The sequence below is a fragment of the Aeromonas sp. EERV15 genome (genome assembly GCF_900079845.1).
In the GTDB taxonomy this organism is placed as follows: domain Bacteria; phylum Pseudomonadota; class Gammaproteobacteria; order Enterobacterales; family Aeromonadaceae; genus Aeromonas; species Aeromonas sobria.
In genome coordinates, this window is sequence record NZ_FKKY02000018.1 from 26,751 (window position 1) to 40,742 (window position 13,992).

The following is a 13,992-nucleotide window of genomic DNA, read 5'->3' on the forward strand; positions in this document are numbered from 1 at the left end:
CAGACAGTCTTCAAACAAGGAGGTAAGCATCGCCCACGATAATGGCAAGCGGGTTAATAGAATGCGGGATCAACTGACCTGACGATATTGCTCGGTCACGGTAATACGCGGTTTCATCCGGTTATTCATCACCTTGATCACCCCGAAACGGGGCAGGGCTTTGCTGGTGGTCAATACCAGATCGGCAGTGAGGTTCAAACAGACGCTGGCCTGCTCCCCTGCTTCAATGACCATAAATTCCCCGTTGCCGTGCGGTGTATTCATCCAGACCAGATCACCGTTTTGCGGGATCACCTGCGGATGCTGTTCACTAAAAAACCAGCTTTGTGGCATCAGGGGTTTATAAAAACGACTGACAGCGATGGCATTGAGTACCAGTTGCACCTGATGGGGAATACTCCAATCAAGTTCGGCGGCTTTATCCATCAACTGATAATAGAGGGCGGCATCATCGACACAAAAAGGCTGGGTAGCAAAGGAGCTGGGCACCAATTGTCGCCCTTTATACTCGGTAGCAAATAACATGTTATCGGACAGGTCCAACATCAGACGGTCACTCTGGGCATCATAGTGCCATTTCCAGCTATCGGTCGGTTGGATAAACATGTTGGAGCCCTTGCTTGAAATTTCGTCTATCGACTTTATTCCATGTCGATAAAATCAGCAACATCAAATAAAGGGCTCCACCCTATTTCTTATATATTGGTCACGATCTCTTTGACCAGACCCGGTCCTTTAAAAATAAAACCGCTATAAATTTGCACCAGACTGGCACCGGCGGCCAATTTTTCACGGGCAGCCATGGCACTATCAATACCGCCCACCCCGATAATTGGCAGCGCACCATTTAGCGCCTTGGCCAGATGACGGATCACCTCGGTGCTCTTGTGTTGCAGCGGACGACCACTCAGGCCACCCGCTTCACCGGCATGGGGCATGTCATAAATCATCTCGCGCTCGAGGGTGGTATTGGTGGCGATAACCCCATCGATGCCATTACGCACCAGCGAAGCGGCGACCTGGTCTATTTCTTCAAGGCTTAAATCCGGGGCAATTTTAACCGCCAGCGGCACATACTTTTTATATTGGGCGGCCAGCTCTTGCTGACGCACCTTGAGGGCGGCCAGCAATTCATCCAGCGCCTCGCCATATTGCAGCGAACGCAACCCCGGGGTGTTGGGGGAAGAGATATTGACGGCAATATAACCGGCGTGATCATAAACCTTGTCCATGCAGATCAGGTAATCATCCTTGCCCTGCTCGATGGGGGTATCTTTGTTCTTGCCGATATTAATGCCGATCACCCCCTGATATTTGGCCTCTTTCACCTTGGCCACCAGATGATCCACCCCCTTGTTGTTGAATCCCATCCGGTTGATGATCCCCTCTGCCGGAATAACCCGGAACAGGCGAGGCTTGTCATTGCCGCTCTGGGGTTTGGGGGTGACAGTACCTACCTCGATAAAGCCAAATCCCATGGCGCCCAGCGCGTCTATGCACTCACCATCTTTATCCAGACCCGCCGCCAACCCCAGCGGATTGGCAAAAGAAAGCCCCATGACAGTGACGGGGCGTTTCGGCAAATTCTGGCGGAAGAAACAATCGAGTGGCGTACCGAGAAGACGGGGCAAATATTTCATGGAGAGATCGTGAGCCTGTTCCGGATTGAGCTTGAACAGGAAATGCCTGGCGATGGGGTACAACATCTTTGCTCCTTAAAGAAAGCCCCGGCAACTGGCCGGGGCTTTGGGTGTAATGCCGGTGTGATGCCTTAATCTGGCAATTAAAGTGCCCGGCAATTCAACTGGAGCAGATTCAACTCTCGCAAGGCCACCGAGAACTTGGCGAACTCGTGGGTACTGGTGGTCTTGAAGTCGGCCAACATATGGGTCCAACGGGACAAGAGTTGCTCATGCTCCGAAATCCAGTCGGCCAGTATGGTAGCGCATTCTCCCTGATCTTTGCACCCTTCCAGTACCACAGAAGTGAGACTGCGTTGCTGCCAGTCCAGATCTTCGCGGAAGGAGGCCCGCGCCATCGCCTGCCAGTGGTTGCCGACCGGCTGATGATTGATCTGGTCGAGGAACCAGTGCAGATCCAGTTTGGCCCCGAGGCGATAGTAGACATTGGCTGCAAGCAGGATGTCGATCTGGTGCTCCGCCGCAATCTGCGCCAAATCAAGGCAGGAGAAGAGGCTACTCATATGGGCGACCTGACGGGCAATGGCCTCGGGCACCTGTTTCTCCATCCATTTGGCAACAGCCTGACGATGCTCGGCCACTTCGCTCTCATCCATCACCTCGTAGAGGTGCTTCCCTAAGGTCTCGAACGCCGGACGGAAGAAGGCGATGTTCTCACTGATGCTCCAGCTGCGATTGCGGGCGCGCAGGAACCAGCGGGTAGCCCGGCGCACGATGCGGCGGCTGTAGAACATCAGCTCAAGTTGGGTCTGGGCATCCACCAGGTTGTCGCACCCTTCGATATCGCGCCACAGGGGGTTCATGCCAAACACTTCGCGGGCCATGGCGAAGCAGCAGGCTACTTCCGCCACCGAGGCACCGGTCTCGTCCTTCATCCGGCTGGCAAAGTTGAGCCCCATGTCGTTGACCAGCATGTTGGCCACCCGGGTGGCGATGATCTCACCGCGCAATGGGTGATCGGCCAGCTGGGCACCAAATTGCTGCTGCACCTTGGCCGGGAAGCTGGTGACCAGCATGTTGGCGAGGAAGGGCTCGTCGGTCACTTCCGGGCAGTTGAGCTGCTCTTTCAGTACCATCTTGCCGTAGGCCACCAGCACCGCCAGTTCGGGTCGGGTCAGCCCCTGCCCTGCCGCCATCCGCTCGGAGAGCTCCTCATCAGAGGGCAAGAACTCCAGCGCACGGTCCAGCTTGCCTTCCCGCTCCAGCCCCTGAATAAAGCGTTGCTGCTCTTTGAGTTGCTCGGTGCCTCGGAAGCTGGTGACCGAGATGGACTGGGACTGGCGGTAGGCGTTGGTGATGACGATCTGCGCCACGTCGTCAGTCATCTCGTAGAGCATCTGATTACGCTGCTTGAGGGTCAGATCCCCTGCTGTCACCAATTGGTTGAGCAGGATCTTGATGTTCACCTCGTTGTCGGAGCAATCCACCCCGCCCACGTTGTCGGTAAAGTCGGTGTTGATGCGACCGCCCTGACTGGCGAACTCCACCCGACCCAGCTGGGTAAAGCCCAGGTTGCCACCCTCGCCCACGATGCGGGCCCGCAGATCACGGCCATTGACCCGCAGCGCGTCGTTGCTGCGATCCCCGACTTCCCCATCGCTCTCGCGAGCGCTCTTCACATAGGTGCCGATGCCACCGTTCCACAGCAGATCGACGTTGAGGCAGAGCAGCGCCTTGATCAGCTCGTTCGGCGCCATGCTGGCCTTGTCGCTGCCAAGCAGGGTCTGGATCTCGGGGCTGAGCTTGATGGACTTGGCAGAGCGCAGGAAGATGCCGCCCCCTTGTGATATCAGCTCGCGGTTGTAATCATCCCAGCTGGAGCCCGGCAGATCGAACAGCCGCTGCCGCTCGACAAAACTGCTAGCCGCATTTGGGGTCGGGTCGATGAAGATGTGCATGTGGTTGAAGGCGCCCACCAGCCGGGTGTGCTCGGAGAGCAGCAGGCCGTTGCCAAACACGTCCCCCGCCATGTCACCGATCCCGACGCAGGTAAAATCGGTGGTCTGGCAGTTGACGCCAATCTCGCGAAAATGCCGCTTGACCGACTCCCAAGCGCCGCGGGCGGTGATCCCCATCTTCTTGTGGTCGTAACCGACCGAGCCGCCGGAGGCGAACGCATCGCCGAGCCAGTGACCGTATTCGAGGCTGATCTCGTTGGCGATGTCGGAGAAGGTCGCCGTGCCCTTGTCGGCGGCGACCACCAGGTAGTAGTCATCCTCGTCGTGACGCACCACGGATGTCGGCGGGATCACCTCGCCGCCGATGATGTTGTCGGTCACATCGAGCAGGCCGCGAATAAACAGGCGATAACAGGCCTTGCCCTCCTCCTGAATGACGGCGCGGGCTGCCCCCACCGGCATCTGCTTGCAGTAGAAACCGCCCTTGGCCCCCACCGGCACGATGACAGTGTTCTTCACCTGCTGTGCCTTCACCAGACCCAGCACCTCGGTGCGGAAGTCCTCCTTGCGATCGGACCAGCGCAGGCCGCCACGGGCTACCTTGCCCCAGCGCAGATGTACCCCTTCCACCCGAGGCGAGTAGACGAAGATCTCGAACTTCGGCAGCGGCAGCGGCATGTCGGTGATGCTGGAGGGGGCCAGCTTGAAGGAGATGTAGGGCTTGATGTTGCCCGCTTTGTCCAGCTGGTAGTAGTTGGTGCGCAGAGTGGCGTCGATCATCTCTACATAGCGGCGAATGATACGATCGTCATCGAGGTTGGCCACCTGATCCAGTTTGGCAGCAAGCTCCTCGTGCAGCTTGGCTTCTGCCTTGGCGTCCTGTTTGCCTGCGGGGTCGAGGCGCTGCTCGAACAGGGTAAACAGCAGCTGGGCGATATCGGGATAACGGGTCAGGGTCTCTTCGATATAGGACTGGCTGAAGGAGACGCCGGTCTGGCGCATGTATTTGGCATAGGCGCGCAACACTGAGACCTGACGGCCAGTGAGACCTGCCCCCAGTACCAACCGGTTGAAGCCGTCATCTTCCAGCTGTTTGTTCCAGATGGCAGCAAACGCCTGCTGGAAGCGCTGCTGGCTCTGGGCCAGATCAAAGGGCTGCTCACCACGCAGCAGCATGGAGAAGTCGAGGATCCAGAACAGATCGCCGCTCGGGGTGCGAACCTGATACGGGGTCTCGCCGATCACCCGCAGCCCCATGTTCTCCAGCATCGGCAGCACGTCGGAGAGGTGAATGGGCTCGGTGCGATGGAACAGCTTGAGCCGTACCCGACGGTCGTTCTCCTCTTCCTGGGCGCGGTAGAACAGCATACCGAGTGGCTCGACTTCGCTCAGGTTATCGAGCGCCATGATGTCGGCCACGGCAGAGCCCGGCAGCACATCTTCCTTATAGGCGCGGGGGAACGCTGTGCAGAAACGGCGGCGCAGCTCGTTGCCACGGGCCTCGCCATAGTGGGAGAGCAGCACGGAGTCGAGTCGGTCATCCCAGCTGCGAGCCGCTTCAATCAGGTTGTTCTGTACTTCGTTCACATCAACATCCACGTTGTTGTTGTTGACCCGCACTATGTAGTGGGTCCGCGCCAGCACGCCCTCGGTGAAGTAGACGTTGAACTCCACCTCTTCGTTGCTGCCAAAATATTTCTGCAAAATTTGCTGGGTCTTGATCCGCAGCGCCGTGTTGTAGCGCTCCTTGGTGACATAGACCATGCAAGAGAAGAAGCGACCGTAGACATCACGACGCACGAACAGCCGCAGCATGTCCCGCTCCTGCATCTCCAGCACGCCGAGACCAGTGGCCAGCAGCTCCTCTTCGCGAGCCTGGATCAGCTCATCGCGGGGATAGGTTTCCAGCACGTTGAGCAGTGCCTTGTAGGCGTGGGAGCCCTTCTCGTGACCGGAGGCGGCCATGATGCGCTCCAGCCGATGGCTGATGAGCGGGATCTGGGTCGCGCTGGTGTTGTAGATGGAAGAGGCGTAGAGGCCGATGAAGCGATCTTCCCCGATCACCTTGCCATGCTCGTCGAAGCGCTTGATGCCGATGTAATCCACATAGGCCGGACGGTGTACCCGGGACTTGCTGTTGGATTTGGTGAGGATCAGCAGATCGGAGCTCAGGGCAGCGTGACGGGCGCTGGCAGGCATGTTGCCAAGGCGCTGGCCCACCTCCTTAATAGAGTTCTTCATCAGACCCAAGCTGGAGCTGGCCTGCGGCAGGATCTCGTGATCCCCCTCCACCGCCTTGACGTCGTAGCGGCGATAGCCCATCAGAGTAAAGTTGTGGGCAGCCACCCATTTGAGGAAAGCGACGCAGGAGGCCACCTCCTCCTTGCTCACCGGGCTCTTGCGTTTGGGCAACTCGTCGATGATCTCATTGAGCTTGGCCAGCATCGGCTGCCAGTCGCCGACCGCCAGCGCCACTTCACCGGCTACCGAGTTGAGCTCGGCAGCCAGCGCGGCCATCTGCTCCTCGCTAGTGAGGTGGTCGATCTCGATAAGGAATGCCGTTTCAACCGAGGTCTGCCCGTCGGTGTTGTCGAGCTCGAGAATGGCGCCAATCTTGCCATCTGCGCCACGAATAAGGTGCAGCGGTTGGTGCAGCATCATGTGAGCGGTGATATTGAGCCGCTTGAGCGCCATCCGGATGGAGTCCACCAGGAAGGGCGAATCCTGCAGGATCACCTCGACGATGGTATGGGGCGATTGCCAGCCGTGACGGGTCAGCTCGGGATTGTAGACCCGGATGTAGGGGTCGGTGCCGGTACGCTGATTGAGGGCATTCCACAGGCTCAGGGCCGCACCGTAGAGATCGCTGTCATTGCGATCGTGCAGGTCGGAGCTCGCCATGTTGCCGTAGAACTTGGCAACGAAGCGCTCGACCAGCGAGGCACTGTTTTTGGGCAACTTCTGATGGATCAGGCTGAGAACGTTTTCGAGCAGAACTGAGGTAGGGGCGTCTTTCAATGCCATTTTTATATTCCTTATCGGACGACATTAACCACCGACGCAGAGGCAACCACCCTGGTTACCCGCTGGTGCAGAGTTGTTGCGAAGTGTAATGGCTTGGATAAGGGAAGGCGAGGACAGGTGCTAACGAGATGTTAAAAACAAGGTACAGATCACGGCTTAAACTGTGAGAAATTTTGTAAATAACCAAAAATACAGAAATTCCCACTACCTTTGTGCCAGTTTACCGGATAGATAGTGACGCAAAGCAGATAAACAGTCGGTAATCTGTTCGATTTTTGTTAATTTATGCGTTCGAGACTGATAAAGCGGTAATCATCCTGAGTTTTCAGCCGAAAGTAGCCATGAACACCATTAATGGCGACAAAGGGCCGTATTTTTTCTATGCCAAGTTCCAGGGTCAGCCCCTGTTCGCTGCGCACCACCAGCCGTTTGGCATGGCCCTGATACATCAGCATCACCTCGTCGCTGCTCAATGAGAGCCGGAAAGTAAACTGCTTCACGCTTGCTCCTGATCACACGGTAAATCACACAATGAGGGGCAGGCGCGTTCACGCCCCTGCCCCGTCGGTACTTACTGCTGCAGTGCCTTGCTTACCTTCTCGAACAGATCCCGTGCCAGCCCCTCAAGGTTGGCAAGACGGGTCAGCTCGGCGCGAATAAGGGCCTTGCGCGCCTCATCCAGTCGCTTGAACTGGATCAGCGGCGTGATGAGGCGGGATGCCACCTGCGGATTGACCTCGTTGAGCTCGATCAGCAGATCGGTCAGGAAGCGGTAACCGCTGCCATCCACCGCATGGAACTGCACCTGATTGCTCATGGCGAAGCTGCCGATCAGCGCCCGCAGCCGGTTCGGGTTACGAATGCTAAAGGTGGGGTGACTCATCGCCTGTTTCACTTCGCCGAGCACATCAGCGGCGGGTTTGCTGCCAATCAGCCGCAGCCAGTTGTCCAGCACCAGTCCATCCTTGGCCCACTTGCCCTCAAAATCGGCCAGCAGCGCGGCGCGGCATGGCAACAGATAGCCGTTGGCCACCTGCAACGCTGTCAGGGTATCGGTCATGTTGTCGGCAGTTGCATACTGCTCGCGCACCAGCGCATCGGCATGCTCAGAGTCCAGTGCCGCCAGATAGCCGAGCACCACCCCTTTGAGGGCCCGCTTGGCCATGTCGGCGTGCACCACCTGATAACCGCTCAGACGCAGGCTCTGGTAGATAGCCGCCAGCCGCGCGCCAAAGGCCTCGGCAAGACGGATGTGGATCGCGTCGCGCACCTGATGGATGGCGTCGATATCAGCCACCTCGAACAGCTCGGCCAAGGTTGCCTCACCGGGCAGCGCCAGCAGCTCCGCCTTGAGGGCCAAATCCAGATCGCTGTCGTCCAAAATGGCGACAAAGGCTGCCAGCAGGGTCTGGGAGAGCTCAACCCCCTGCCCGTGCTGTACCCGTGCCACCCCTTCGATGACCGCCTTGTTGATCAGCATCTGGGCGGCATCCCAGCGGGCAAACTCGTTGCGGGCAAAGCGCATCAGGAAGGCGAGCGCTTCATCGCTGTAGTCATAGTGCAGCTTGACCGGCGCGGAGAAGTCCCGCAGCAGGGAGGGAACCGGCTTGACCGGCACCTGATCGAATTCGAAGGTCTGCTCTGCTTCCAGCACGTCGAGCACGTTGCCGATGGCCTTGCCCTGATATTGCAGCGCAATGACGGCACCTTGTTGGTCATAGAGCTCGATGTCGAGGGGGATATGCAGCGGCAGCTTCTGCGGCTGATCCTGGGTCGGTGGGGTGTGCTGGCTCACATGGAGGCGATAGATACCGCTGGCGGCATCGTACTCGTCAGTGACGGTCAGCTCCGGCGTGCCGGACTGGCTGTACCAGCGGCGGAAACGGCCGAGATCGACACCGGAAGCATCCTCCATCGCCTGCACGAAATCATCGCAGGTAGCGGCCGAGCCGTCGTGACGCTCGAAGTAGAGACGCATACCGGCCTGGAAGGCATCTTCACCCAGCAGGGTGTGCATCATGCGGATCACTTCCGACCCCTTCTCGTAGACGGTCAGGGTGTAGAAGTTGTTCATCTCGATCACCACATCCGGGCGGATCGGGTGCGCCATGGGGCCGGCATCTTCGGCAAACTGCGGGCCACGCACGGTACGCACGTTGTTGATGCGATTGACGCCACGGGAGCCCAGATCGGAGGAGAACTCCTGATCCCGGAACACCGTCAGCCCCTCTTTCAGGCTGAGCTGGAACCAGTCGCGACAGGTGACGCGGTTGCCGGTCCAGTTGTGGAAATATTCGTGACCGATCACCCGTTCGATACCGTGGTAGTCGCTGTCGGTGGCAGTGGCAGGATTGGCCAGCACGAACTTGGAGTTGAAGATGTTGAGCCCCTTGTTCTCCATGGCGCCCATGTTGAAGAAGTCCACCGCGACGATCATGTAGATGTCGAGATCATACTCGAGGCCGAAACGCTGCTCGTCCCAGCCCATGGAGTTGATGAGGCTCTCCATGGCAAAACCGGCGCGGTCGAGGTTGCCCTTGTCGACGAAGATCTCGAGGGCCACCTTGCGACCGCTCTTGGTGGTGTAGTGGCTGCGCTCCACATCGAAATCACCGGCGACCAACGCAAACAGGTAGCTCGGTTTGGGGAAAGGATCCTGCCACTGCACGAAGTGGCGACCACCATCGAGCTCACCACTGTCGACCTTGTTGCCGTTAGAAAGCAGGAAGGGGAACTGAGCTTTGTCGGCGGTAATGCGGGTGCTGTAACGCGCCAGAATGTCGGGGCGGTCCAGATAATAGGTAATGCGGCGGAATCCTTCCGCTTCACACTGGGTGCAGTAGGCATCGCCAGACTTGTAGAGCCCTTCCAGCGCGGTGTTGGCGGCCGGATCCAGCAGGGTGACGATAGTCAGCACACATTCGGCAGGCAGGTTGAACAGGGTCAGGCTGCTCTCGCCTTGCTCGTAGTGGTCACAGGGAATGCCATCAATGGCAACGCTTTTCAGGGTCAGCTGCTCGCCATCGAGTACCAGCGGCGCATTATGCTCACCGTTGCGGCGAATGCGGGTGATGGCGGTGACCTGGGTCAGCGGCTCCTGCAGTTGGAAATCGAGGTCGAGGGTGTCGATCCAGTAGAGCGGCGCCTGATAATCCTGGCGATATTTGGCCGTCATGGCCTGGGAGTGATCGGTCATTATTGTCTGCTTCCACGCTTGTTAAAGGCGAGAAAGAGGCTGTCACAACCAACTGGCGGGGTCAAACAATTTGCATATCGTCAGATATGCCAGACAAAAAGAAAGGGCGACCGGAGTCGCCCTTGTTCATTATGTTAGTTTGTTCAGCTGCGCTTACTGGACTTGACCAGATCCGCCGTGATGTTGGCCGCTTCGATGAGATACTCATCGGGCGCTTCAAAATCCGCGGGCAGTTCATCCAGACTCTTCACCGCCGGCTTGCCAAGACGAGCAAGACGCTCGTTGGTGCGCTTGAGCGCTTTCTCATCCTGTTTCGCCTGCTCTGCAACACGCTCCGCCTCGTTGAGGGAGACCGACTTCTTGTCTTTCTCCTCCTTGTAGTCAGCGATGTCCTGCATAACATAAGCAAATTCAGGATCCTTGGCGATCCGGGCCTCATGAGCCGACTGCAGTTTGGGCAGCTGACTGGTGAAGTTACCGAGCCTCTGGTAGTTGGCGGAGGCAATCTTGTCCCACGGCAACGCATTGAACTCGCGGCTTTCACCCGTCTCTTGCGGGGCAACCGGCGTCGGGAAGCTGATATCCGGCGCCACGCCCTTGTTCTGGGTGCTGCCACCGTCGATCCGGTAGAACTTGGCGATGGTGTATTGCACGTGGCCCAGCGGCTGCTCGTAGAAGTCATAGACCTTAGCGAGGCTGCGATGCTGTTGCACCGTGCCCTTGCCGAACGAGTTTTCACCCAGGATCAGGGCGCGGCCATAATCTTGCATGGCCGCAGCAAAGATCTCGGACGCCGAAGCGCTGTAACGGTCGATCATCACCGACATGGGGCCGCCGTAGTAGACGTTGCCATCGTCATCGCCATTGACCGTGATACGGCCCATGTGATCACGAATTTGCACCACGGGACCGCTGGCGAAGAACAGCCCGCTCAAGGCAGAGGCTTCGGTGAGGGCACCACCGCCATTACCGCGCAGATCGATGATCAGACCATCGATCTTTTGCTTGTTGAGGCTGGAGAGCTCCTTGATCACGTCGTCGTGGAGATTGACGTAGAAGCTGGGGATCTCGATGACACCGATCTTCTTGCCTTCGGCAGTGACTACCTTTGACTTGGCCGCACGATCTTCGAGGCGCACCTTGTCGCGGATCAGCTCGACCTGCTCGGTTTTGAGTGCAGCACCTTTGCCACGCTGGATCTCCAGCTTCACCTTGCTCCCTTTCGGCCCTTTGATGAGCTCGACCACGTCATCAAGACGCCAGCCAATCACATCGACAATCTTGCCATCTTCCTGACCAACACCGGTGATCTTGTCATCGGCCTTGAGATGGGTAGATTTGGCAGCCGGACCACCGGGCACCAGGGAGCGGATGACGGTAAAGTCATCTTCGGCCTGCAATACGGCACCAATGCCTTCCAGCGAGAGGTTCATCTCGGTGTTGAAACGATCGGCATTACGCGGAGAGAGATAACTGGTATGCGGTTCGATGGCGCGAGCGAAGGAGTTCATGAAGAGCTGGAACACATCCTCGCTCTCGGTCTGGGACATCCGCTTGATGGCGTTGTTGTAACGCTTGCCAAGCAGCTCCTTGATCTCGGGCCACTCCTTGCCACTGAGCTTGAGGCTCAGGGCATCGAACTTGACCCGTTGGCGCCACAACTCATTGAGTTCGCCTTCGTCCTTGGGCCAAGCCGCCCCTTCCCGATCAAACTGATAGTTGTCGGTCTGGGTAAAATCAAAAGGAGTATCAAGCAGTTTGAGGGCGTATTCGAACCGCTCATAACGCCGTTGCTGACTCAGGTTGAACATCTCGTAGGCAGGTGCCAGACGGCCTCTTTCGAGGTCGGTGTCAAAACCGTTACGGTATTTGTCAAAACGGCTGATGTCAGAGGCCAAAAACAGATTGCGGCTGTAGTCCAGATTCTCCAGATATTTGTCGAAAACAACGGAGGAAAAGGCATCATCCAGCTTGAACTGTTTGTAGTGCGAGCGGGTAAACAGATTGGCAATTCGCTTGCTGGCCGTAGCATGTTGGCTCTCTTGAGCCAACACAGGCAAATCACTCTCCTTGAGCACCGGCTCGATGGCCTGTGCAAGCCCGGCAAGCGCCAGGCTACAGGCAACGAGGGAAAAACGAATTACGCCATGCTTCAACATTTGTCTCCTTAGAGAACCAAGTGCTCTGATTTGACCCGCACCATCATGCCAGTCTGCAGTTGGACCTGCACATCATCCTTGGTCACTTCCTTGATAGTTGCCGGAACCGGGAACCTGCCCATGACGACACGTACATCCTGCCCAACTTTCAGCGTAGCGGCATCCACTTTGACCAGCGGCGCTTCTGCTACCGGCGCTTTAGCTTCAACCTTCGGCTTGGCAGCTACGTCAGCTTTTTCAGCTTTACGCGCAGCAGGACGGCGGGGCTTTTTGGCCTTTTCGTCCTTCTCTTTCTCTTTGGTGTTGGTGCGACGGCTGGCAAACACACGCTCTTTGCTTTCTTTGAGCGCTTGCTTGGCATGCTCGATGTGCTCTTCGGTCAGCACTTCACCCGGGTTACCGTCCAGGTCTACACGAGCCTGGCCAGCTTTGAGGCCGTGCAGATAGCGCCAGCTGGAGGTGTATTGACGCAGTGCAGAACGCAGCATGGTCTTGGAGACTCTGGCATCGTCAGCAAGACGCTCGGCCAAATCCTGGAAGATGCCAATCTTGAGCGGCTTGGCCTCTCCTTCAGCAACGAAGCAGGCCGGGAATTTCTCGACCAGGTAGGCAACGATCTCTTTACTGTTCTTCAGCTTCTCAGTGTTTTCCATGTATAACCTTGGCTTTCATATAAACGCACGGGCATAACCCGAGCACAACAAAGGCCCCATTATAGAGAGCTTGGGGCCTTTTGCGAACCATCTAGCAATGACTTAAAGCATGCTTTCCAAAATTTGTACTGTTTCTTCGAGTCCAATCCGGTCTTGCTGGTCGAAACGGTTAAAAATCGGACTATCGATATCCAGCACCCCGATGATCTCGCCAGCACGGCGCACCGGAATGACAATTTCAGCATTACTGGCCCCGTCACAGGCAATATGCCCGTCGAACTGATGCACATCGTCCACCAGCTGGGTCTTGCCCTCTGCGACTGCAGTACCACATACACCACGACCGACCGGAATGCGCACGCAGGCCGGTTTGCCCTGAAATGGTCCCAACACCAGGGTGTCCCCTTGCAACAGATAAAAACCAACCCAGTTGATATCGGTCAGTTCCTGTCCAAGTAGCGCTGACAGGTTGGCCAAATTGGCAATCAGATCGGTTTCCCCCTCAAGCAGCGCCTTGGCTTGCCGGTTGAAGGTGCGGTAAAACTGTGTTTTTTCAATCATGATTAAATCGATTTCACTCCCTGTGGCTTGCAGGCAAGGTAACGCCTGACAGGAAAATTTCAAATATTTTTTCACGGTAACCATCCGCCACGGTGGCGTTATTCCCGCGCCACTGACAGCACTAATTGCTGACGTTGTCCATTGCTCCATTCAATATTGAGTAGCCATACCATCATGGAAGAGGTGCAACTCCCCACCAGGGTGGTGCCCTGCCATCCCCCAGCTATTTGTTCAAAATTCACCGGAATGGTGCCCATAAACATATCTCTGCCTTCGAGCCAGGCTTTTACCGGCTTGATGGCCGGATCACCACCTGTCAGGCGCACGATAAAGTCCTGTTCTGCACGTACCGGTAACTCACTAATCGCCGCGGTCAACGACTTGCCACCAATCAATTCGCTGCAACTGCTGTGGGAAAGATCACAAATTTGATCTTTTATCTGATCAACCGTTGCACTGTTATCAACCGAAAACCAGGTGCGATAGGCCACCAGCGCCAACAGTAGTGCCAGCACCAGTGAGAGGTGGAATACTTTACGTGCACTCAATTTCTCTTTCATTCAAACAGCCCCGATAAGGTGTAATAAAAATAGTATTTTTGTGATCTTGGACAAGGTAAAGAGCCCTGAAAACGGGGCACAGCGGAGCCAAATATATCACTGTTTATACTGTTATTTTACCTGTCAGTTCAGTATCATTCCCATGAAGTTTTCATTTAACTATCTTTTGCTTTTCCTTTCGTTAACAGGTGTTAACAAGCGTGGGCGGTAGTTCAATGAAGCCAGTCCGGTTGTCCGGATA

9 protein-coding genes are annotated in these 13,992 nt (G+C 56.8%); all 9 read right to left on the reverse strand.

Features of this window, described 5'->3' with window-relative positions; genetic code table 11:
• Positions 1-69: 69 nt before the first annotated feature.
• Positions 70-606, reverse strand: coding sequence for a cell division protein ZapC (locus BN4575_RS15560; protein WP_068978871.1), 537 nt, complete (start codon positions 604-606; stop codon positions 70-72).
• A gap of 89 nt (positions 607-695) precedes the next feature.
• Positions 696-1,706, reverse strand: a complete 1,011-nt coding sequence (gene pyrD, locus BN4575_RS15565; protein WP_042023386.1) for a quinone-dependent dihydroorotate dehydrogenase — start codon at positions 1,704-1,706, stop codon at positions 696-698.
• Positions 1,707-1,783: 77 nt separating this feature from the next.
• Positions 1,784-6,622: an NAD-glutamate dehydrogenase gene (locus BN4575_RS15570; protein WP_068978872.1), complete on the reverse strand. Its 4,839-nt coding sequence runs from the start codon at positions 6,620-6,622 to the stop codon at positions 1,784-1,786.
• Between the two features lie 278 nt (positions 6,623-6,900).
• Positions 6,901-7,122, reverse strand: a complete 222-nt coding sequence (locus BN4575_RS15575) for a DUF2835 domain-containing protein (protein ID WP_042023382.1) — start codon at positions 7,120-7,122, stop codon at positions 6,901-6,903.
• A gap of 71 nt (positions 7,123-7,193) precedes the next feature.
• Entirely contained in the window at positions 7,194-9,818 is a 2,625-nt protein-coding gene (gene pepN / locus BN4575_RS15580) for an aminopeptidase N (RefSeq protein ID WP_068978873.1), read from the reverse strand.
• Between the two features lie 143 nt (positions 9,819-9,961).
• A complete protein-coding gene (prc, locus tag BN4575_RS15585; protein WP_068978874.1) occupies positions 9,962-11,977 on the reverse strand; it encodes a carboxy terminal-processing peptidase in 2,016 nt (671 codons plus the stop codon).
• Between the two features lie 8 nt (positions 11,978-11,985).
• Positions 11,986-12,630 carry an RNA chaperone ProQ gene (gene proQ, locus BN4575_RS15590; RefSeq protein ID WP_068978875.1) on the reverse strand — a complete coding sequence of 215 codons (645 nt, stop codon included), beginning with the start codon at positions 12,628-12,630 and terminating at the stop codon, positions 11,986-11,988.
• Between the two features lie 102 nt (positions 12,631-12,732).
• Entirely contained in the window at positions 12,733-13,191 is a 459-nt protein-coding gene (locus BN4575_RS15595; RefSeq protein ID WP_068978876.1) for a GAF domain-containing protein, read from the reverse strand.
• 98 nt (positions 13,192-13,289) lie between these two features.
• Positions 13,290-13,751, reverse strand: coding sequence for a hypothetical protein (locus BN4575_RS15600; protein WP_068978877.1), 462 nt, complete (start codon positions 13,749-13,751; stop codon positions 13,290-13,292).
• Positions 13,752-13,992: the final 241 nt, after the last annotated feature.